The 21,157-nt window shown below is 54.0% G+C and carries 20 protein-coding genes; all 20 read right to left on the bottom strand.

Translation table 11 applies throughout. From position 1 onward, the window contains the following. Positions 1–4 precede the first annotated feature (4 nt). On the bottom strand, positions 5–1,198 hold the full coding sequence (locus CLV80_RS12715) for an ABC transporter permease (RefSeq protein ID WP_106358316.1): 1,194 nt from the start codon (positions 1,196–1,198) through the stop codon (positions 5–7). A 5-nt stretch (positions 1,199–1,203) separates the two neighbouring features. After that, positions 1,204–2,367, bottom strand: coding sequence for an ABC transporter permease (locus tag CLV80_RS12710; protein ID WP_106358315.1), 1,164 nt, complete (start codon positions 2,365–2,367; stop codon positions 1,204–1,206). Next, a complete protein-coding gene (locus tag CLV80_RS12705) occupies positions 2,358–3,065 on the bottom strand; it encodes an ABC transporter ATP-binding protein (protein WP_106358314.1) in 708 nt (235 codons plus the stop codon). The genes CLV80_RS12710 and CLV80_RS12705 overlap by 10 nt, the downstream gene beginning before the upstream one ends. A gap of 16 nt (positions 3,066–3,081) precedes the next feature. Next, the gene (locus tag CLV80_RS12700) at positions 3,082–4,209 is read right to left on the bottom strand and encodes an efflux RND transporter periplasmic adaptor subunit (RefSeq protein ID WP_106358313.1); all 1,128 of its coding nucleotides are present in this window, start codon (positions 4,207–4,209) and stop codon (positions 3,082–3,084) included. 152 nt (positions 4,210–4,361) lie between these two features. Further along, a complete protein-coding gene (locus CLV80_RS12695) occupies positions 4,362–5,897 on the bottom strand; it encodes an AMP-binding protein (RefSeq protein ID WP_106358312.1) in 1,536 nt (511 codons plus the stop codon). A gap of 18 nt (positions 5,898–5,915) precedes the next feature. Beyond that, complete coding sequence (locus CLV80_RS12690; protein WP_106358311.1) at positions 5,916–7,262, bottom strand: cytochrome P450; 1,347 nt, start codon at positions 7,260–7,262, stop codon at positions 5,916–5,918. 39 nt (positions 7,263–7,301) lie between these two features. Continuing rightward, positions 7,302–8,828 (bottom strand): AMP-binding protein, encoded by a 1,527-nt coding sequence (locus CLV80_RS12685; RefSeq protein WP_243394556.1) that lies wholly within the window; start codon positions 8,826–8,828, stop codon positions 7,302–7,304. A gap of 2 nt (positions 8,829–8,830) precedes the next feature. After that, positions 8,831–9,097 (bottom strand): phosphopantetheine-binding protein, encoded by a 267-nt coding sequence (locus tag CLV80_RS12680; RefSeq protein WP_106358309.1) that lies wholly within the window; start codon positions 9,095–9,097, stop codon positions 8,831–8,833. A gap of 18 nt (positions 9,098–9,115) precedes the next feature. Next, complete coding sequence (locus tag CLV80_RS12675; protein WP_106358308.1) at positions 9,116–10,666, bottom strand: class I adenylate-forming enzyme family protein; 1,551 nt, start codon at positions 10,664–10,666, stop codon at positions 9,116–9,118. Next, complete coding sequence (locus CLV80_RS12670; RefSeq protein ID WP_106358307.1) at positions 10,642–11,637, bottom strand: beta-ketoacyl-[acyl-carrier-protein] synthase family protein; 996 nt, start codon at positions 11,635–11,637, stop codon at positions 10,642–10,644. The genes CLV80_RS12675 and CLV80_RS12670 overlap by 25 nt, the downstream gene beginning before the upstream one ends. Next, positions 11,634–12,509 carry a beta-ketoacyl-[acyl-carrier-protein] synthase family protein gene (locus CLV80_RS12665; protein WP_106358306.1) on the bottom strand — a complete coding sequence of 292 codons (876 nt, stop codon included), beginning with the start codon at positions 12,507–12,509 and terminating at the stop codon, positions 11,634–11,636. The genes CLV80_RS12670 and CLV80_RS12665 overlap by 4 nt, the downstream gene beginning before the upstream one ends. Further along, the gene (locus CLV80_RS12660) at positions 12,506–14,941 is read right to left on the bottom strand and encodes an acyl-CoA dehydrogenase family protein (RefSeq protein ID WP_106358305.1); all 2,436 of its coding nucleotides are present in this window, start codon (positions 14,939–14,941) and stop codon (positions 12,506–12,508) included. Before CLV80_RS12660 ends, CLV80_RS12665 begins: the two co-directional genes overlap by 4 nt. Positions 14,942–14,943: 2 nt before the next feature. Beyond that, positions 14,944–15,225, bottom strand: coding sequence for a hypothetical protein (locus CLV80_RS12655; protein WP_106358304.1), 282 nt, complete (start codon positions 15,223–15,225; stop codon positions 14,944–14,946). 37 nt (positions 15,226–15,262) lie between these two features. Next, the gene (locus CLV80_RS12650; protein WP_106358303.1) at positions 15,263–16,189 is read right to left on the bottom strand and encodes a 3-oxoacyl-[acyl-carrier-protein] synthase III C-terminal domain-containing protein; all 927 of its coding nucleotides are present in this window, start codon (positions 16,187–16,189) and stop codon (positions 15,263–15,265) included. Then, positions 16,183–17,106 (bottom strand): alpha/beta fold hydrolase, encoded by a 924-nt coding sequence (locus tag CLV80_RS12645; protein ID WP_106358302.1) that lies wholly within the window; start codon positions 17,104–17,106, stop codon positions 16,183–16,185. Before CLV80_RS12645 ends, CLV80_RS12650 begins: the two co-directional genes overlap by 7 nt. Next, positions 17,096–18,475 (bottom strand): hypothetical protein, encoded by a 1,380-nt coding sequence (locus CLV80_RS12640; protein WP_106358301.1) that lies wholly within the window; start codon positions 18,473–18,475, stop codon positions 17,096–17,098. Before CLV80_RS12640 ends, CLV80_RS12645 begins: the two co-directional genes overlap by 11 nt. After that, positions 18,475–19,083, bottom strand: a complete 609-nt coding sequence (locus tag CLV80_RS12635) for a hypothetical protein (RefSeq protein ID WP_106358300.1) — start codon at positions 19,081–19,083, stop codon at positions 18,475–18,477. Before CLV80_RS12635 ends, CLV80_RS12640 begins: the two co-directional genes overlap by 1 nt. Before the next feature lie 3 nt (positions 19,084–19,086). Further along, a complete protein-coding gene (locus CLV80_RS12630) occupies positions 19,087–19,731 on the bottom strand; it encodes a hypothetical protein (RefSeq protein WP_106358299.1) in 645 nt (214 codons plus the stop codon). After that, on the bottom strand, positions 19,724–19,999 hold the full coding sequence (locus CLV80_RS12625) for an acyl carrier protein (protein WP_243394555.1): 276 nt from the start codon (positions 19,997–19,999) through the stop codon (positions 19,724–19,726). Before CLV80_RS12625 ends, CLV80_RS12630 begins: the two co-directional genes overlap by 8 nt. 10 nt (positions 20,000–20,009) lie before the next feature. After that, positions 20,010–20,942, bottom strand: coding sequence for a hypothetical protein (locus tag CLV80_RS12620; protein ID WP_243394553.1), 933 nt, complete (start codon positions 20,940–20,942; stop codon positions 20,010–20,012). Between the last annotated feature and the right edge of the window lie 215 nt (positions 20,943–21,157).

Below are 21,157 nucleotides of genomic sequence, written 5' to 3'. Positions count from 1 at the left end.
TCCCTTAGCTCCGGCCAGTCATGGCGCTACGCAACGGCACGCGGGTTGCGCGGTAAGCAGGCAAACCGCCGCCCACCAATCCGACAAACAACGCAAGCACGGTCGCCTGCACCACAATCGGCACCGAAAGCATTAGTTGAAACGCGAGCTGCGTATTCGCGCCGCCACGTGTGGACGCAGAAAAGCCTTCTAGCCCGAATTTGGCAATCGCCACACCGATCACGCAACCAATCAAGGTCAGCACGATGGCTTCAAAAAGCGTCCCGATAAAGGCCGCAGTCCGTGAAAAACCGATGGCACGCACCGTTGCGATTTCAGTCAGACGATCCGATACTGAACTATACATCGTTGTCATCGCGCCGACGGCGGCGCCAATCGCCATGACAAGCGCAAGCGGCCAACCAAGGAAAACAATGATCCGGCTCACATTAGTCGCTTGGGCCGCAAAATATTCTTTTTCGGTACGCGCAGATAACCCCATGTCCAATTCGTCTTCGACATAGGCACGGAACACTTCAAAATCTGAAACACCGGCAAGCTGGGCGCGAATGCTCTGCACTTCATTTTGACGTTCAAACAACGTCTGAACCACACCGCGGTCTGCCATCATTTCAGATTCAAACACGCTACCGTTTGCCCTGAAATGACCAACAACAGTCCACTCAGACCGGCCAAATGTAATCGTGTCACCGATTTGCATGTTACGGTATTTTGTAGACAACCGTTGACCGACGATGATCTCGCCACTCCCGGCCGTGAACATTTTTCCAGCCACAATCGTCAGGTTCTCGCGCAGCGCCATTGCGTTTGGGCCAACACCGCGCAGCGATAACGTTGCCGTCTGTCCGTCGGCCATTGTCAGGGCATCAACAGGAACAAGTAGTTCGGCAGACAGGACGGGATCGCCGCTTGCACTGCGCAAAAGGCCTGGCCCCTCTTCGATCTGGTGGGTTTGGTTTGTGGTGAGGCGGCTCATCGCTTCGCCAAACGACCCGCGACTGGTGATCATCACGACGTCCTCGGCTCCGGTTGCATCAAGGGTTTTGCGAAACCCATTCGCCATCGACAAGAACCCCAACAGAACCACAACAACAAGTGCGACTGACAGGATCATAGACATCGAAATCCATGCACGTCTGTGAAGCGATTTGATATTCGCGGCGGAAAGAGTAATGGATTGGCGCAATAAACGTGTCATTGAGATCACCTATGATTTAGCGCAGTTGCAACCGGTAGGCGCAATGCTTTGATGGCGGGCAAGAACCCAGTGAGGACTGCGAAAACAACGGCCAATCCGACGGATGTCGCGACGACCTTTGGTGTCAAATAGAGGTCAGGAACAACGCTACTCAGTGCATCGCCCAAGACCGGGATCACAGCTGCTGTAAGCGCAAAACCAAGCGCCAGGCCGGCGGCGAATAACACCAATGTTTCGGTCAGAATGATGCGCATGATGCTGCTTCCCGAAAACCCGAGCACCTTGAGAACGCCAATTTCAAGCGTGCGTTCGCGGATCGCAAAAATCATCGTGTTCGCAACAATCAACAAAATCGTCCCAAAGGACACGGACACGATCAGTTTCACGATCAAGGCCACATCTGCGAATTGTTCCAAGAAAGCGGACATAAACGCAGTCTCACTTTGCGTCCGCGTCTGAGCTGTCGAATTGGCAAACGTCATGTCGATGGTTTCAGCCAGGACGTTAATGTCAGTGCCAACCGCAGGTTTGATCCCGAAAAGGTTCACCTGATCTTGATTGCGCAGAAGGGCCGCGTTGAAATAGTCGTAACGGACGATCAGAAAGTTGGTGTCGACCGTTGGCTCCGCGCCGTCCAAAAGGCCCGCGATGACAAAACTCCAATCGCGGCTCGCGTCTTGGGTCATGTGCACGAAGCTCGTCAAGTTAACACGATCACCAACCGCCCAGCCTTCACGTTCAGCCAACTGACGTCCGACCAACGTCGCCGTGCGATCTGCTTGAAACGCCTGCATGATCTCTGCGTTGAAATCGTAGGTGTCGGCGTAAACGCTCGCATAGCTTTGCGCATCGACAGCATTTGCACCAATGATATTGCGTTCATTACCTGCGGTATGGGCCCGCAACCGGGTCACATGCGTGACTTCCGCGATCTCATCCATGCCACCGAGCTGCTGGAAGTACCGCAAAGGCAGCGTTTCATTTCCGCCAATTTTGGACGCAACGACAAGCCGCTCTGAATTCGCTTCGCTCCCCTCAAAACCAGCCCGGAAACTGGACAGTACGCCGAATACAAAGAACGCAATCCCGATACAGATCACCAATAAAATACTTCGACTGAGTTTGCGCGTCAGGTTCTGGCGCACCAACATAGTTGATCCTACGCGCATTGGTTCATCTCCTGCTGGATAAAGCGACCCTTGTCCAAGAACAGCGTGCGTTTGGCGTAAGCGGTCGAGCTTTCATCATGTGTCACCATGATGATGGTCTTGTTCAGCTTGGTGTTAAGCAGTTGCAGCAGTTCAAGGATTTCATTGGCCGATTTGCGGTCCAGATCCCCTGTCGGCTCGTCGCACAGCAGAATCTGTGGATCGGCGGCAACCGCCCGCGCGATCCCAACACGCTGTTGTTGCCCACCCGACAGTTCTGACGGCAAATGCCTGGCACGTTCGGTCAGGCCCACAATCTCAAGTATCGTTTCAACCCGTTTCTTGCGTTCCGACCGGCTAAGCGAAGTCAGCAAAAGCGGTAACTCAACGTTCTCCGCGGCGCTTAGCATCGGCATCAGGTTGTAAAACTGAAAAACGAAGCCAACGTGATTTGACCGCCAACGTGTCAAAGCGCTTTCGTTCATGTTCCCCAACACAGTTCCCCCAACAGAAATCGCACCTGCGTCAATCGTATCGATGCCACCGATCAGGTTTAGGATTGTCGACTTTCCGGACCCTGATGGACCCATGATCGCGACGAAATCGCCATCCTCGATTGTCATTGTCAGTTCATCAAAGATCGGCACCTTCGATTTGCCACGTTGGTAGCTTTTGCTGACGCCTCTGAGTTCGATCGTGCTGTTGTTAGATATGGTCATTTTAATAGCTCCTGCATTAATCCAAGGCGGATAGTTCGATTTCGCGACCTTGGGTAAAAGTCACTTTTGCGGCCATATTGACGAGGATCCCCTCATGGTCCGCAGGTTCCAGTTTCAAGCGGACCGTGACGGTCCCTTTTTCGCGTGATGCACGTGGGTCGATCGCATAGACGTAGGCGTTCAAATGGCGGTCAGCAAAGGCGTCCAGCCGCACCTCGGCGAGCGTATCCACCTGCACTTGGGCCACGTTGCGTTCTGCGACATCGACATCGACAAACAGCGATGATGTATCAACGAGGGTCAGCAAAACCGTATCATCCGGTGCGCCTTGACCCATCTGGGCAATCAACTGCCCCGGCACGACAGCAGGATCCACGACCACTGCATCAAACGGCGCGCGGATCGTGTGTAGCGTCAATACCGCGCTCGCTTGTTCGGTCTGAAGCTTGGCCAATGTGAACTGACGGCGTGCCACTTCAACAGATTGCTCCAACTGCATCTGCGACAGTTCTGCGTCCTCAAGCTGTGCCGGACTCGCAGCACCGCGTTCAACCAGTGGGCGCAAACGCACGACAGGTGCGGCAGCCTGTGCTGCGGCGGCTATAGCTTGATCTAATTGGGCTTTGGCGACGGCCTGATTGGCACGCGCAACATCATGGGAAAGCCGCGCATTACTATCGTCAAGCCGCACCAGAATGTCACCCTTTCGAACCTGCTGGCCGGTCTCAACAGCGATCTGCTGCACCCGGCCTTCAATTTCAGCGCCGACGGACAGTTCGTGTAACGCGATCACATGACCAGACCCTACAATCTGCGGTTCACGCTGGCGCGGTGCCACAGCCACCGCTTGCAAAGGTGAGACGTCTTGCACATCGCCCTCAGTTGACGTCTGATCGCTGGGAGTGATCTGGGGTGTTTCCGGTTGCACAAACGTCGCAACCCAAGCGGTCACCGCGCCTGCCTTTTGTTCAAAAAAGTACGTGCCCGCTATCCCAGCTAAAACTAAAATAACCGTAATCGCCGACCACGGAATTGCCTTGCGCGGCGGGCGTGATTTGTGGTTCGTCGCAAGTTCAACGATCGTGTCTGAACGATCAATCGACAGCGAACGTAGTTTGTCTTCTAAAGAGCTATTCTGGGCCATGGCGGCTCCGATTCTGACGGAAGTGCAAGTAACTGAGTTAAAGTTACAAAATGTTTGGCTTTGTTCGCGACCTGATACGTAATCGAGGACATATAAAAATTATAATAAAAACAATAATTTAAGTCATTTCGTAAAGTTGGACGTGGACCAATTTACACATCTGTAAGAAACGCGTCTTCATGTGCCGCCAGTAAGGCCTGCGAATCCAATTTCCCGTTCACAGTCACCGGCAGATGATCAATCAGGTGTATATCGCGCGGCACCATCGCCTGTGGTAGCCGGGTGACTAACGCTTGCGACAGCGCCTTAAGCGACATCGTCACACCGTCATCAAGCTGGCAAAACAGTACGATGTTCACGACGCGCCCGTCCGATTTCACCGGTAAACATGCGGCCTTTTGAACACCTGAAATCTCGGACGCGGCCCGGTCGATTTCGTCCAGCTCGATACGGTTGCCATTCCATTTCACTTGACGGTCAATACGGCCCAATAGAGTCAGCTGTCCTTGCGCATCAAGTTTGCCAAAATCACCGGTGCGATATGCAGGCTGACCTTGAAAGCGGACAAATGCGCGATTGGACGGATGATCGTGGGGGATATATCCGGCGACGACTTGCGGACCATGAAGTTCGACTTCGCCCGCTTCGCCAACCGGCACGTCATGGCCGTCTTCACCTACAATCCGCATCGTATTCGGGGCGCGAACCGGCCCAAGCGGCAGCAGCCCCTTTGTGTTTAAATCAGACTGGGACAGGACATGCACATGGGACATGCAGGTCACTTCCGACGGCCCGTAGGCATGCCGAATTTCTGCATCAGGAAAACGTCGGACGATCTCTTCGACAAGAACGCGTTGCACGACTTCGCCGCCGACAAAGAAACACCGTAACTCGGGTAGGGTTTCGGCGTTAAACTTACGATCAGTACACATGAGCTGAAGTAATGAAGGAGTTGAAAACCACGACGATGCGCGCAAATTGTCCAGCCCTTTCAACACAGCAAGATTCATAAACGGCATCGTATTATGTGCATGATCCAGCATGATCACCGGACGCCCAAGCCCAAGCACAGGCCAAGTATCCAGCATACCCATATCAAACGCGAGGCTTGCGTGATTCACATGGCCGCGCCGGGTCTGATCAAGATCTCGCGCTGAAAGGTTCGACAACATCGGGCGATACCACCCGTCAAAAGCGCTGAAATTCCCGCGCGAAACAGGCACGCCCTTTGGTTCGCCCGTGCTACCAGACGTAAAGATAAGGTATAAAAGCGCCTCATCAGGCACCTCGACACACCCTACCCCATCAAATGGACGGCTTTGAATCGCGTCCAACAGATGCACGGTACTGTCCGGCAACGCAGGCGGGGTCCCCGCACATAGCACGTCAGTCGCATCTGCAAGTGCAATGATCCTTTGTCCGCGACTAGGCGGATTGGACCGATCTAGAAACACAAACGGACGACCAGCGAACATACATGCCAGCATTGCGGCCACCGCATCGGCCTCTTTATGCCCTGCAACCATTAACGGGCGGTCCGCCGCAAGCTTCGGCATATAATCTAATATACCCTGCACGCGCGCTGCTAATTCCGCAAACGTCCATGTTGTGCCGCCCGTATGCAAGGCAGGCTGATGGGGCCGGGTCTCAAACTGAGCCCGGATGTCGTTAGTCAGATCAAATGTCATTGGTGTGCTCCTGTGAACTCAGACGGTTGAGGTCATTTTTTGAGGGACGTCAGTTTCGCTGTGCTCAGTAAAGCTGACGGATACTTCGCCGCGTGGCGCAAGCGTCGACCGTAGAATGGGTCGGATATTGCCGCGCTTAGCATCAGCAGCCAGTTGCACATTGAAATTTTGCATCACAGCACGGACAGCGACAGACAATTGGTGCTGCAAGAATGAGGTACGCGTGCGCACACGCGGTCCAATACCAAATGGCAGATACGCGCTTTTGTCCTCATTGGGTGTGAGGAAACGTTTCCCATCGAAACTATTCGGCTTGTCCCAATACCGCGGATCACGTTGCACCAACCATGGCGCGAAAACGACGGTCGTGCGTTCGGGAATTTGATGACCAAACAGTTCGACAGGCTGGCTGGTGATGCGGTAAATAAACGGCAATTCAGGGTACATCCGCAGACATTCTTGCACGACAGAAAACGACAGCGGCGTGTCCAGATCATGGGTCACGAACGGATCTGTGTCTTGCAGCTCGGCACGCATATCGTCACCTAATGTTTCATCCTGTGCGATATGGGTCAGCGCCCAAAGCAAAGCCAGACCATCGATGTTCAACTTTTCAAGCAACCACCGCCCTAGTGTCGGGCGCAAGCAATCGATCTTCATATTGCGCGGCGTATCTTCAGGAAGTGCCGCAAGCGCGAGCGCAATCACGGTTTCATCGCCAGGTTTGATATTATCCATCGCAAGCCCAGTAGCCCGATCCAGAAAATCGCGAGCAGCGGTGAATTCAGGCATGTCAGAAGGCACTTTGGTTTCGTCCGCGTCCTGTGTGCTCATGGCGTAGTAGAATTGTTCGATCTGCATCAAACCTTCGCGCATCTCAACGTCAGGCAGGCTTTCGCCAAACAACGTAGGCACAAGAGCACGAACCGACCAAATGCTACACAATCCTCGCAGATCAACCGAGGGTCCGGCAGACGCGATATCCGCTAACAGCTTGTTTGTCGCCGTCACCAAAGATCGCTCTGACCACTTTTCCCAGTTACGGTTCACCACGCCCAATGCCTTGCGGGTGCTGTCCCAAAGGGCGGCGTTTTCAGGTTGCTCTAACGCGTCCCCCAAAATGATCTGGGTAATCGCCGCGTTGCTGGCAATTTCACCCATTTCGGTCAGAAAATGTCCTTGGTGGCTTTTCCAATACCTGACGGCTTCAGTGCTGGTCAGCAGAACCATGTCGCGCACATCGCTGGCGCGGATCACGACGGCATCGCCGTGCTTGCGCATTGCCATTTCAGCGACTTTCAGCAAGCCGATATTTTGATAAAATTCAGAACTCGCATCGAAGACAGGAAGGGTTTGAACAGTCATAATAACCTCTTTGTGCAATCTGGAATCCACACAAACCGATCAGGCAGTGTGGACGTGTTTAAAGGCCGCGGTCTTTACTGCGTCGTGCAAATGCGAGCGGTCAATTTTGGAATTGTTGTTCAACACAGTGACAAACCCGCTGTACCAAAACCGAGGGACCAAATAGGGCGGCAATTCAGACGCAAGTGTTTGCGCCAAACTTGCCAGCGTTTCGTCACTGGCGTCACCGATGACAAAGGCATTCAGCGCCCGTGGTTCGCCGCGTAGCATGTAGGGTTCGACAACAACGTCTTCGACACCTTCTTGCTTGCGGATATGTGCCTCGATGTCGTTTAGATCGATGCGCACACCTTGGATTTTAACTTCGCGATCCATCCGGCCTTGGAACGTCCATTGGCCCTGCGCATCCACCGCAGCCCAGTCACCAGACCGATAGGTTTGTGTAAAAGGAAATGCGTGGGCTTGCTTTTCTGGTAGACCAAAATAGCCCTTCGCAACACACTTCCCCGCGATCATCATCTCGCCACATGACGTATCATTCGCGGTATAGACCATGACACCATGACGCGGTGTGCCGATGGGTATGTCCTCCTCGGCAGTCAGATGTGCGGCCGTGATATCAACAGATGTGACAGCGACCGTGCATTCCGTTGGCCCGTAGGTGTTCACGACACGGCACCCCGGAAAACGGGTAAACAATTCAGCGACAATGGCTTTGGTCAGCGGTTCGCCGCAAAACACAAATGCCCGCATCTGGGGCAGCACATCACCATTGTAGCGCTTGTTCTTCAAAAGCAGGCGGGTAATTGACGGGGTGGATACCGATAGGGTCACTCCATCATTGGCCAGCCGCGCGATATAGCCGGTCGAATTGGCAAAATCCGCGTGATCCAAAGCAGTGATCGGCGCGCGCCGGGTCCACGACATCCAAAGTTCAAATAACGACACATCAAAGCAATGGCGAATGTTGCCGGTAACACCCGCATGATCTGTTTCAGGCAGCAATTCGGGCAACCAATCCACAAAATCGGCAAGGTTCGTATAGGTAACCTGAATCCCTTTCGGTTGCCCCAAGGTGCCTGATGAAAACATGATATATGCAACGTCATCCGCCGCAAAGTCAGGCACAGTGACAGATGCAAGCGGGACCGCATTCACGTCAATGTCCAGCACCGGTAGACCGGGAACAGATAGAATGTCGATAAAGGGCGCATCAATAGTGGCGTCTAAAATGATGTCCGCCTGACAGACCTCTGCGATCTGACACAGCCGATCAACGGGTGTCTCGGGTTCAACCGGAACCAATGGCATGCCAGCCAAAAGGCAGGCCCAATATGCCACCATATATGGCAGATCTTTGTGACCCCAAATCAGAACAGGATGCCGGTTTTGGCCGGCATCCATCGTCATCAGGCGTTCCGCTAAAGCCGCCGAAGCGTCATGCAATTTCGCAAAGCTTAGATCACCGACTGCGGTGCGATATGCTGGCGTATCCACACCAGAAAATCCGGCATGAATACTTTGCAACATGCTGCGTGGATCCGACGCAAATGTTGTGGCTGCCATGGTCATGCCGCAACTGTGCCTTTGACACATGTTGCGATCATCTTTGCAAAACTACCCACTGTCTCGAATTCCTCGGGCCGTAGTTCTGCCGGGTCGATTTCAAGATTCGCGACGTTCTCTTCAAGCATCATGAACAGCTCTAGCAACAGACCGCTGTCGATCCCCAGATCACCTTCGATCTTGGTTGCAAGGGTAATCGCACTGCTGTCTTCCATTTCCAGAAGTTCTACAATGGAAACAATAACTTGTGCTTCAATTTGTGTTGACATGGGACAGTCCTTTCAAGGTCAGCTTACGGTTTGCTTCGCTGTTTTTTTGCTGTGTGCATTGGTGAAATTGTTCTGCAAAATTGCGCGGTCCACTTTGCCGTTTTGGGTCCGAGGCAAGGCGTCATAGACCATCACCTTGAATGGTACCGCATGGGCATCGAGCTGGGTGCGGCACCAGGCGACAAGTGTCTCTGGCGGACCATCGTACACCGCATGCGCGATGCAAACTTGCCCGTGCACCGGATGCGGCGCACCCAAAACGCAGACCTCTTGCACCTGATCATGTGCGATCAGTGCCGCTTCGACTTCTGAAGGCGCTACTTTTTCGCCCCCGATCTTCAAAATGTCGTCGGATCGGCCAACAAAAAATAGGAAACCTTCTGCGTCCAATCGACATGTATCGCCGGTGTGCAACACGCGTTCGCCTGGAAACGGACCCGGTTTAAGGCATTTTTCTGTGGCTTCTGGGTTCTTCCAGTAGCCTTTCATCACGGTGCTACCGCGGATCACCAGTTCACCAGTGGCGGAATGGCGATGGTGGACACCTGCCGCATCAACCACCCACATTTCCGTGTTCGGGATCGCGATCCCCACGGATGTTTTGCGCCGCCCCAATTCTGCCGGCGGTAAATAGGTGCAGCGGTGACATTCGGTCAGGCCGTACATCGAAAAGACAGTTGCATCGGGCATCATCCGTTGAACATCATCGATTAGTTCGGGGAAAAACGCCGCAGCCGTCGATGACACGAGCCGCACACGCGACAGGTCGAACCGATCCGCGACAGGGGCAATCAGCGGTACCATCGTCGGCACCAACGGCAGCACTGTCGCTTTACTCGCTGCAAGCTGTTTGAGCGCGAAAAACGGTTGCGTAAAACTTGGCTCCGCTTGAACTGATGCGCCCGTCAGCGCCGCCATCGTTATCTGATGCAGTCCGTAGTCAAATGTCATTGGTACTGCACAAAAGATATGATCGTCCGCGCGGTATCCCAAATATTGCGCCACAGATCGCGCCGCTGACGTCATGTTCAAATGGGACAGCATCACGCCCTTGGGCTGACCAGTCGATCCAGAGGTATAGATAATCGTCGCAAGATCTTGATCCAAGACAGGCGGGTTGCGCAAATCGGAACTGCCCTGCATGGGCTGGATCAGATCTGTCACGCTTGTGCGCGTCACAACAGGCATATGCAGGCCAGATTGCCCCTGTGCACGTTTCAGAATCTCCAAAACCTCGTCATCCGCGATCACGGCAGTTGGTTCGCAATCGGTCAAGATGAACGCAAGCTTGTCAACTTTCGTGCCGGGGTTCAGCGGAACCGCCACAGCGCCGACCGCCAAAATCCCCCAATAGGCCGCACAAAACGTAATTGAATTTGGAACCGCCAGGATAACACGGTCGCCAGGCTGCACACCCAAGGATGCTAGCGTGTCGGCAACAGCTCCGGCGGCTTTCGCCAACGCGCCATAGGTCAATTCCATCTGCGCGTCCACGACAGCCCTATCGTCAGGCGCGCGCGCAGCTGCATCGACGAGGAACTGGGTCAGTAATCCAGAAGTTGCATACATGGTGCCGCCTCCTTTTTTATGTTTTCTGATTTTTCGATAATTTTGGCGGCGGGCACGATACCAGCGGCGCCGACGTAGCCGCCCATTCCCACCGATAAAAGAGTCGGCGCACCACGCAAATGCGGATCGCGTTCACGTTCAGCAGCGAGCAGCAAAAAAGGGTCGCACACGTAGCAATGGCCGACATCAGGCAGCAAATCCAATCGGATGCGCGACGCGGCAACATTATAACTGCGGGCAAAACTGCTCCATGCCATGCGATTGACGTTGTGGGGCAGCAATGCCCCCTTACCCGACCAACCGAAATTCACGTCTTCCAACGCCCGCGCCACCATGTCGCTATGTGCTGCGAAAAACGCGCCCATCTGTGCTGTGGTCCCTGCCCTGCCGCTCGCAAACTCAGGATGCGTATGCAACGCAATCTTGCCAAACTGCGGCCCGGCCTGATCCAAATCGACTACAATCCCGCAGAATGCATCCCCCATCAACGTACAGCCCGGCACATAACGATCGCGCACCGGCAGACCTATATGGCTATCGCCACCAAGGATAAGCACAGATGTCGCAAGCCCCGTCCCCAGCAACGTGCGCGCCAGATCAAGCGCCCAGAACATGCCGCTGCAATTGTGCTGATCGACGTCATAACACCGCTGCACATTGGCGAGAAACGGATGACTTTGACGCAATGGCTGGATCGGCGACGCAACGCCATTAGGCACTTGCAAAGGCTGTCCATGGACATGGATCAAAGCATCAGGAACGCTCACATCTTGGTCGCAATTAAGATCATCAAGAATGCCCGAAAGCTGCGGCATCAGCGTTTCACCTTCAGGCACTGCAGACACATGTGTCATGTCGAACATCCGGCAAAACACCTGCGCCTCCGCACGTGTTCCACCAGCCGCCGCAATAATCGTTTCAGCGGCGATGCGTCCCGTTGGGATATGTGTTGCTAAGCCAGCCAGTCTCATGCGCAGGCCTCCGATGCAGAGGCGAGTTGCAACAATACCGTCACCAATTCACCGTTGTAATATGTGATCAGCAGGACCGAATCTGCAAAGGCCTGCATGTCTGCGAGCGCAGCAAACGGGCCTGCACATAAACGATCCATCTCGTAAGGTGCCGCAGGCCCGCCGTCAGCGACTAACGACACGACGTCAGGCGCAGCGATGACCGTCACGTCCTTTCGGTCCAATCCTGCGTCACTGCAAACCTGCGCAATATGGCCTACGACTTCGGCCTCCGGCACATTTGCAGCGCGGGTGTATCCACCATATTGCATGCCGCCCGCGCCATCTGCCTCAAGCAACAGGATCGCACCGGCATTGCGTGGTTGCAGTTCATCAACCAGAGGCGTCCGGTACAGCAGATGCTTTTGGTCCATCGTCATCACCAACGCCTTGCGCTTGCCCTTTTCCAGATAGCGGGCAGCCATATCAATGGCGAACAATGGGGCGGACGGGCCGCGATCTGACACCGCAAAACCCAAACCGTTATCGATGCCAAGCTTATGTTGGGCAAAATTCGTCACAGACGTCCCGAGGTGCAAATCTGGCATCCAATGTGCAAGCAAAACCAGATCCACATCCGTCAGATCAACGCGGCCAGATAGGTCATCAATCAACTGCTCTGCCATCGTGGAAAACGGCGCGCGGTCAGGTGCAGTTAACCAAGTTTTCACATTGCTATCGCGTGCGGTGTCATAAACACGCCCGTTCGAATTGAAGAATCGCGCGTTAAAATCTTCCCAATACTCTTCTTGATCCAACCAAGCAGGATCAGCTGGCTCGAGACATTCGAAATCACCCGACACAAGGTGCGTTAGATCGAAATGAACGCTCATGCTGGCACCTCGGATGCAAAACTGCGGAACGCATTCAACAGGTGTATGTTTGACGTACCTTCCATGTATTCAAACGCCTTGGCGTCGCGCATTTTCCGGCGGAGCCGCGGATCAGTGAACATGGTTGTTGCGGCTTGCAGTGGAATTCGGCGCACCAGATCATCTGAGAATGCAATCGCTTGGTGTTTGATTTCGCTAATGCGGTGACTGCGTGGGCGACCGCGTGCCTGATCCTCAAGCACAAGCGCTAGCCGCCCAAGCAAACTGGCATACCGCCTGCGCATACCTGCAAATGCAGTCGCATGACCGGCCATTTCCAACCGATCTAACATGCCCGCGGCATTGCCAAGCGCGAGCGCTGCAACAACGGGGCGATTACGTTCAAACACACCGTTAATCGCCATGAAACCGTCACGTAAAGTAGTGGCACCAGGGGTACGTGCTCCGATCAACATATCAGGTGTAATAGGCACATCGCGCATCTCGACATGACACAGATCAGCCCCCGCCAGACCTGACGCAGGCAAGCGCGTGATCGTGAGGCAGTCACTATGGTCTTGCGGCGAAAGCATCACCAACACCGCCGCACCCGTGTTTTCCATTTGCGCAAAAACCAAACCGATCTTGGCACGTGCCACGCCACCGACAAGCATTTTCGTGCCATTCAGCACCATACGCCCGTCAGAATTTGTGGTCACAATCGTCGTGCCTTTGGATGCGTCGGATCCGACTTCAGGCTCTGTTACGGCGAAAAACGTACCCTGTGGGCCTGACCTGTAAGCATTGAAAAAGCGGTCGATTTGGTCATCGCTTCCGGCTGCCAAAACAGCTCCACCCGACAACGAGGGCCCCGGCAATGCAAGAATGCAGCTTGGGTCGAACTGGGCCAGCCGTTCAATAACAGCAACATGCAAGGCGTGGCTGCAGTCACTAATACCCAGATCTGTCTCCGCAAGACTGAAACCGTTGTGGCTGTCAGGCACGCCAATCGTCGTCAACGCTCGTACCGTTGTGTCGTCCCACAACGTCGTCCAGGCCTCCGGATCGTTTTCTAACGCAGTACCAACCTTTTCGAACAGACCCTTCAGAGGCGTTATCCGGTGCAAGACCTCGTGATTAAATGGCTCTGGCAAAGGCGCATCGTTTGGCAATTTAGCCGGACGCACAGGTTTTGGACGTTGTGCTGCAAGACGATCCTGCCATGCCGGTGCAGCTTGTGCGACTGTCAACTGATCACCATCAGCCATGACCTCTGCAGGGCCACCAAAGCCCAAGAAATTCACCGGCGACGCCGATGGACCATAAGCCCCAGATTGGTGAATACACACCAAATCGCCTGCAACAGGGTCCACCACGTCAACAGCGGACAAAATTACATCCATCGGCGTGCAAAGCGGCCCAGTCATCGTGCAAATGCCGAGCTCGCCCAACGCGCGCGGCGTCGCAGGAAGCAGCGTGAATGGAAAGTTGCGCCGAATAAATCCCTGACCCGCAGCCGCCGTGTGAAGGTTCGATCCACCATCACACACCGCAAATTGCTCGTTCTTGGACATCTTCACTTGCGCAACTTTGGTCACAAATAAACCAGCCTCAGCCACCATGTAACGACCCAATTCAATCGCAACACGTGTTTTCAGGTTTTTGTCCAAAAACGACTTTATCAGCGGGCGCAACGCATCACCAACATTGGCAAGATCAAGGGCCGCTTCGTCTTCAAAATACGGCACGCCAAACCCGCCGCCGACATCAACAAAGTCCAAAGGCTCTGCCAATTTGCCGATAAGAACATGCGCCAAGTTCAGGATTTGGCGGGTGTTCTCATAAAGTGTTTTGGTCTGCAGAATACGTGTACCCATATAGATGTGCAGCCCGGCAAGACGCAGATGCGGTAGAGATTCTGCGCGGTCCACAGCATTCAACATCGCAGATTGGTCGATGCCAAATTGAGTGGCGCGACCGCTCATCGCGAGACGGGCGCCATGGACTTGGAAATCAGGGTTAATGCGCAATGCAACGCTTTGTACACGCCCCTTAACCGCCGCGATCCGGTCGATTTGATCCAATTCATCCAAGGATTCCACGACTATCGCTTTGATCCCAAGCTGGACCGCTCGTTCCAGATCTGTCTCTGATTTACCGGGGCCAACCATCAATAAACGCGCAGGCACGGCACCCGCCTCTAACGCTGTTTCCAGCTCGAGACGCGAACTCACCTCTGCGCCAGTGCCAGCACCGACCAAGGTACTGACGACGGACATGTTCGGATTGGCCTTCAGCGAATAGAAAAAATCCACATCCGGCAGATGGCTCTTAAGATCAGCAACGCGCTGACGCAATGCATTTGCATCGTAAAAATAGAATGGCGTACCAACACGGTCTGCAACATCGTGCAATTGCGCTGACTGCTCTTCTGTAAGGCTAAAATTTGCCATTTTCAGCCTGCCATTGTTTGTTGTGCTGCACGGGCTTCAAAATATGCTTGAAGCCGGGAAAATGAACCAAATATGCTGTCTTCGCCTCGAAAATGCTCCATTAATTCAAAGGCTTCAACGCCACTGCGGTCGCTCAGGGCGGCGACAAATTGCACCAGCTCAATCGAATTCAACAAACCGCCGGTGCCATACAGCGTTTCATTATCCGCAGCACGTGTAACGCGGTTCGGGCCCAGCCCAATATCGTGAAGGCTTTCGCATATCATCGTGTGGAAATTTGTCATATTAAGTCTCCTTGAAATTCAAATTGAGCGATATCGGTCATGCGACTTGAAGCAGTGCGCAAGACGCCGTCGCGCCAAGCCCGATGCTGAACAACAGCACCTCGTCTGCTGGATCTAATCCGCCAGCACTGGCCGTGTGGGTGAGGTTAATAAATGGATCGGCGCCGAAGCAGTGACCACGTTCGCCGATTGTCGAAAGCTGCAATTTATCGCGTGCGATTCCAGTTTCAGCGGCGATTTGGCACCATGAAGGGACGTTGACGTTATGCGGCAAAAGCTTGCGAATTTGACCGTAGTTGCGCCCAAAATGGTCCATCGCCATTGTCAGACTATCGCAGGCTAAACTCATATAGGCGGTGTCAAAACCAGCCAGATAATTCTCGTCCCGCAGTCCAGTGTTCTTCCAGAACGACGGGGCGTGATGCGTGAACGTATCGATTACCCGGTAGGGCCCCGGTTGACGTCCAACCAAAATCGCAGCCGCCGCTTCGCCCATCACCGTCGTGTTTTCAATCACGCGAATGGCAGGGTGAAACGCCTTTTCACCGATCAGGATCAGGCCCACGTCATCCGGGCCAAGCATCTTATCAAATACACCCAACATGCTGACACCAGTGGCGCAATGGTTCATTGTGGCGCTAAACGTTTCGCAACCGCGGGCCTTAAAGCCACCCAGAACGTCGGTATCATCATACCCGAATAACCCCGTGGCCATCAGCGTATGGCAATGCACAACATGGCTAAGATCAGCATCCTGTGTCGGATTGCGCCTAAGAACGGTAGCCGCAGCGCGATCCATTAAAGCTTGTAGCGGTTCAGCGTGATCACAGTTGAACTGATTAAAGCCGAAGAACCGGTCGAACATCCGCATCTGATCACGCGACAGATCCAGATCAGCGCACAAATCGGTCAATTTTTCTTGCCGCTCAGGGTAGGCAATCGTGATATCGATAATATTCAGCATAACGCACCTGCTTTCGCGGGCATGACCGTGCGGGCCACAAAGTCATGCAAACGTAAATCGTCGAGGATCGTGTGGTGGTTGCACTTGTCCAAGATGAAAGGTTGCGTAGCGCAGAGACCTGCAATCGCATGACCTTCGGACACTTTGACCTGCCAATCGTTTTGGGCATGCACAATCGTGATCCGCCCGGCGATCGACTTGAACAACGCCGCACCAACTTGATGCGGGTTACGGCGTTCACGGCGTTCGTAATACGCAAGGATCGCTTCGAAAACTGGTAGTGGTGCTGCGGTTTTGATCAAATAGGCGGACAGCAATGTCGCCATTGATAAGGGTGAACACACTGTCAGCAATCGTTGGCATTTCAACCCTTGTTCAATGGCTTGCGCTGCAATCAACCCTCCGGCTGAATGGCCAACGATTGCGTCAAACGACAGATCGGCATAGCAGACCGCAATGATCCGCGCCTTTTCGGTAAAGCTAAGTACAGCCGCTGGGTTCGCGCCTTCACCAGGAAGGTCTGGTACGATCACATGTGCACCTTGCGCAGCCAACGCAGCGGCAAGCGGGTGCATCATGTCGCCCGTCGCGTTCCACCCGTGCACAAGCAAAATACGTGGCCCGTCTTTAGGACCGAAACGTTTCTCAACCAAGGTAGCATCGACACCTGCCGCGCGTTTCAGCGTTGTTATCTGCTTGCCGTCCTGCTCACGCGGGCGCATTGCTTCAAACCGGCGCAATGCCACACGTGCGCCAAGTTGTGGCGACACCTTTGTCAGCAGATCGATTTCGCGGCGCTTCATCCGGCACCGCGTTGCGCGGTATGTGTAAGGGGTGCCAGCAAGGCGGCGACGCCCTGCCAGTCGGCCCAAACCTTCGGCAAGACATAGGCCCGGATACACAAGCTCAAACAGCATCGCTGGTGTCCTCGTGTTGGATCTTCAGCTTGCGGATCAGCAACAGCATCTGCAGCCCAAACAATACAAACCCTACCAATGCAAATCCGTTAAACACGGTCGCAACACGTTCTACGGTGGTATTGTCTTGCATCGCCCAAACCAGAACACCGCACGTGCCCAATTCAATCAGGACTGTAATAGCGAACACCTGCCCGCCGCGCCCCAATTGTTCCAAGATCACCTGCAGCATCGCGCTGCCAGCCACCAAGAAGAACGTCACGAGCAACAGATTAAACATCGCTTCCGTCGCACCGCGCAGTGCTGCATCCGCATCAACGGGGACCAATAAGTTCAGAATACCCGACCATTGGGACAGGCCCAGCGTGGCACCAATGTACAGCACCAACATCACAGGCACGCCAATGCTCAAGAAGCTTAGACTCGACTTGTCGCCCCCCTCCTCCGCCGCTTGGTTCACCAAAATGGCAATCGCAGATCCAATCGCAATCGCAGGGATCATAAATGCAATGCGGTAGCGCAGAATCACAAAGAACGCTGATACGTGTTCTTGTCCCAGCTTAGCCAAAATCGGAAAAGCAACCGAGGCGCTGATAAAGCCAACAACAAGCGAACTGAACACAGGGATACCAACACCGATCTGAAGCTGGCGCATCCGGATCCGAAGCGGTTGATCGGGGCTTTCTTCGCCGTCAGCGACTTCACGCTTGAGCAGCCACATGATCACCGGCAACATCAAACCAGCGCCGACAAGATTGCCAAGCAGCACCGCTTCAAAACCCCAACCGTATTGGGACACCAGCACATAGGTCACCGCCAAGTCGATTACGACCAAGGCAGCAAAAGGCAGTAGACCCAACATGATACGGCCTTGACCACGCATCGCGCCGTAATAAATGTCAAAGACTGCAAACAAGGTCATCGATAATACAAATAGTGGGAAAAGTTCAGCGGTCTGGGCTAAAACTGGATCGTTGATTTCAATGAACTGCGGGACGGCATAGCCAACCGTAGCTAGGGCAACGAAAACACCCACACCGATGATCGACAACCGACGCGAGGCGCGCAAAACGCCACGACGTGGCCAATTGTTGCGTGATTTTGCGCTGAACACTTGGTTGGTAATCGCTAAGCCTTCCATGATCGCAAGGATCAGAACAAAGCTTGGCTGCATCAATGATAATTCATGCAATGCGCCCGTGCCAGGTGCACGCGACAACAGCGCGACTTTGCCAAGGTTAAGGCTGGATGTAACAGCAGCGCCAAGCGCAAAAGGAATAGCAAGCGCCATGATTTTGAAGAGGACTTGCGCCATCGACGGCGGGCGTATGCCCGATAGTGAAGCGGAAGATGCGTCAAGAGATGACATTAATGAATCTCCGAAATAACTGTGTGTGAAATGGGGGAAGTAGCAGTTTGATACGGCGCGATGCTGTGCGCAGTTTGACGTTCGCGCAGGTTGTGGGCGCGGTGCTCATTGGCTAGCAACATATACCGTAGCGGCGCGGGCATTGGGCTTTCGGCACACAAACGACGGGTCGGGTCGTTCAGCACCAGCACCAAACCAAACCGCACCGCGAGCGCACGACTCAGCTCCAGCGCATCATGAAGCGCACGCCTATCTTCCACGCGCAACGCATGAACGCCGCCGCGATGGTCTAACGTCTGCAGCAAATCTTGTAGAATAGGACAGCGGGTGTCGGGTTGGTGGCCGCGGTGCAAATACACCAGCATTGGCGTTTCAACCTGCCCACACAAAGCAGTCCAATCACGTTGCAAACCAGTCGGATGCAACGTCGTTTGCCCTGTACCGTCATCAAAACCACACGCGCTTACGACACGCGCTGTATCGACCCCGTGGGCATTTCGCCAACAATCCAGATGACTTTGATCTTCAAGGTTATGCATCTGCGGGCGATGCGGCAAAACGCCTTTTGCCAGCAAATGTGCCTCTTTGATATGTGTTGCAAAGGCCATGTCTCAGGCTTCGCCTGCAGGACGTGGCGTCATGGACGCGCACAACAGACCGGACAAATATTCAAGATCGTTCAAGCTGCCGGTTCTGAAACCATGGCCGCCCATGAGTTTACCAACTTGAATGGTGTGACGGCTGATCTCATCGTGCAGTGTTTCCACGTCGAGCGGATCAGCGGCATCAACAGCCATTTCAGCACGGATACGGGTCAACAAAGTGCCGCTGGCCGAAAATTGTCCTTTGACAAGCGGCTGATGCAGCAATTTCTGGCCAAAGCTATCGCGCTTTTCCAAATGCACAAACGCACGGTCCAACATCTGCGCAAGCAAACCCAACCGAAGCGCAATCGCCCCTGTGCCAACATGCGGCGGTAATGTTTGCCCGCCCGGGAAATGAACGCGAGACAGCGTCAGCCCAAACGGCGCAAGGCCGGCATCCTGCAAATCTTCAAGGATTTCCACCGATGCGCCGGGTGCCGCCGCATTCACCAATATATCGCCGGGCCGATGTACCACGAATGGGCCGCAAACTAGGTTCCCCGAGATGCCTGAGACGGCCTCACAGGCGACCCTTAGCGCGTCATCCGGGGCGGCTTCGCGGGCGCAGGAAAAAACCTGCTCCCCCAAACCAAAACGCGCAGTATCAAGCATTGGCCCCAGCCAATTCTGGTTCCACACGGTCCGCGATGTGCTGCACGAGGCTGCCCATCGTGTTAAAACCGGCCTGTCCGATTGATTCAGGATCAAAGCGCAGGTTTGGGATCTTATCTTCAAGGCTCAGCAGGAACTGCACGAACATATAGCTGTCCAGATCGAAATCTTTGTCGAAGCGCGCTTCGGGATCAATCTGTTCAACAGGGCGTTCTGTCACATCGCTCAATACTTCAGCGATCGCTTTTGAAATCATCGTATCCATCATCAATATCCTTTTAAATTGAATGTTTTAGTGTGCGGTCCAGCAGGCATGTCGCGAACGTTACGCCGGTGCCTGCTGCAAGAACAAGAACTTGAGAGGCACGGTGATCGCTCGTATCAAATGCGTCCAAGTTGAGAAAAATATCGGAACAGAACCCGTGCCCGGCGCGCGCGATGTCGCCTTGAAAGCATCGGTCTTTCCACCCGAAATGATCTAGGATCATGCGGGTCACAGGTTGGTTCAGGTTATGCGGTAGAAAGATCATATCGTCGCGCAGCTCTGGTGCGAATTGCGCCAAGCTGTCAGCGATGAATGCGATCAACCCAGAGGCATAGGCGTCCTGCAAAGCGCGGCGATCATCTGCAGACATCACATCAGGGTTTTCATGAAAGCGAGGCAAATGCCGGATCGCAGTGCCGGCGATGTTCCAACTCTTTTGGTCCACGTTGAACAACGCAGCCGCAGGAATTTCCGCCAACAGCCCCACAGGCAGACGGCTAACCCAAGGATGGAACGTTTTTTCGCCTGTCAGAATGATCAGCGGCTCGTCCGGTTTGCTCATGGTTTGCGTCATGTGCATCTGAACCAGCGCCGACGCGCAGCTTGTCATGGACAGCGCAGAGACTTCCCAATCGTGCAGCCCGTGATCATCGGCAAATCCTCGCAACCAATTATCGGTGCTGAGCGTATTATGGGTCTGCGTCTTGCAGTATACCAAATGACCTGCGCCCATTTGCGTATCATCAAGATGAACCAACACATCACGCAGCGCGGCAGACAACATTCCGCCCAAACACTGTTCATGCTGCATGACCTCTTGAAGTCCATAAAAACGTTCGTACATCATCTGCGCACGGCGGTTGACGCCATGAGTATCAGTCAGCGTCATAATAGGCTGCTGTGACTTCCCCTCTTGGGGCAGCGCGATGTGGCTAAGGTGGGTCACAATAAACTCCGGCAGGTCTCAATTCATGCGGTTCGGGGCTGTCTTTTGAGCCAATAAAACCTTGAAGCCAGAGGTAGCGACATCTTCATCAAGGATGCGTCCTCTTTCACGAAAATGAACAACCTAAATCATGAATCTGGACGTGTATGATCGCGAAAACGACGTCCAATTCTCCGCTAAGATTCTGTAATTATTGATAGAGTGCCAAGGAACTG

Source organism: Yoonia maritima (assembly GCF_003003285.1).
Classification (GTDB): Bacteria; Pseudomonadota; Alphaproteobacteria; order Rhodobacterales; family Rhodobacteraceae; genus Yoonia; species Yoonia maritima.
This window is presented reverse-complemented; position numbering and strand designations above follow the sequence as displayed.

Coding starts and splice junctions, on each gene's coding strand:
- CLV80_RS12715 (WP_106358316.1), bottom strand. CDS start 1,198: ATGACACGTTTATTGCGCCAATCCATTACTCTTTCCGCCGCGAATATC.
- CLV80_RS12710 (WP_106358315.1), bottom strand. CDS start 2,367: ATGCGCGTAGGATCAACTATGTTGGTGCGCCAGAACCTGACGCGCAAA.
- CLV80_RS12705 (WP_106358314.1), bottom strand. CDS start 3,065: ATGACCATATCTAACAACAGCACGATCGAACTCAGAGGCGTCAGCAAA.
- CLV80_RS12700 (WP_106358313.1), bottom strand. CDS start 4,209: ATGGCCCAGAATAGCTCTTTAGAAGACAAACTACGTTCGCTGTCGATT.
- CLV80_RS12695 (WP_106358312.1), bottom strand. CDS start 5,897: ATGACATTTGATCTGACTAACGACATCCGGGCTCAGTTTGAGACCCGG.
- CLV80_RS12690 (WP_106358311.1), bottom strand. CDS start 7,262: ATGACTGTTCAAACCCTTCCTGTCTTCGATGCGAGTTCTGAATTTTAT.
- CLV80_RS12685 (WP_243394556.1), bottom strand. CDS start 8,828: ATGGCAGCCACAACATTTGCGTCGGATCCACGCAGCATGTTGCAAAGT.
- CLV80_RS12680 (WP_106358309.1), bottom strand. CDS start 9,097: ATGTCAACACAAATTGAAGCACAAGTTATTGTTTCCATTGTAGAACTT.
- CLV80_RS12675 (WP_106358308.1), bottom strand. CDS start 10,666: ATGTATGCAACTTCTGGATTACTGACCCAGTTCCTCGTCGATGCAGCT.
- CLV80_RS12670 (WP_106358307.1), bottom strand. CDS start 11,637: ATGAGACTGGCTGGCTTAGCAACACATATCCCAACGGGACGCATCGCC.
- CLV80_RS12665 (WP_106358306.1), bottom strand. CDS start 12,509: ATGAGCGTTCATTTCGATCTAACGCACCTTGTGTCGGGTGATTTCGAA.
- CLV80_RS12660 (WP_106358305.1), bottom strand. CDS start 14,941: ATGGCAAATTTTAGCCTTACAGAAGAGCAGTCAGCGCAATTGCACGAT.
- CLV80_RS12655 (WP_106358304.1), bottom strand. CDS start 15,225: ATGACAAATTTCCACACGATGATATGCGAAAGCCTTCACGATATTGGG.
- CLV80_RS12650 (WP_106358303.1), bottom strand. CDS start 16,189: ATGCTGAATATTATCGATATCACGATTGCCTACCCTGAGCGGCAAGAA.
- CLV80_RS12645 (WP_106358302.1), bottom strand. CDS start 17,106: ATGCTGTTTGAGCTTGTGTATCCGGGCCTATGTCTTGCCGAAGGTTTG.
- CLV80_RS12640 (WP_106358301.1), bottom strand. CDS start 18,475: ATGTCATCTCTTGACGCATCTTCCGCTTCACTATCGGGCATACGCCCG.
- CLV80_RS12635 (WP_106358300.1), bottom strand. CDS start 19,083: ATGGCCTTTGCAACACATATCAAAGAGGCACATTTGCTGGCAAAAGGC.
- CLV80_RS12630 (WP_106358299.1), bottom strand. CDS start 19,731: ATGCTTGATACTGCGCGTTTTGGTTTGGGGGAGCAGGTTTTTTCCTGC.
- CLV80_RS12625 (WP_243394555.1), bottom strand. CDS start 19,999: ATGATGGATACGATGATTTCAAAAGCGATCGCTGAAGTATTGAGCGAT.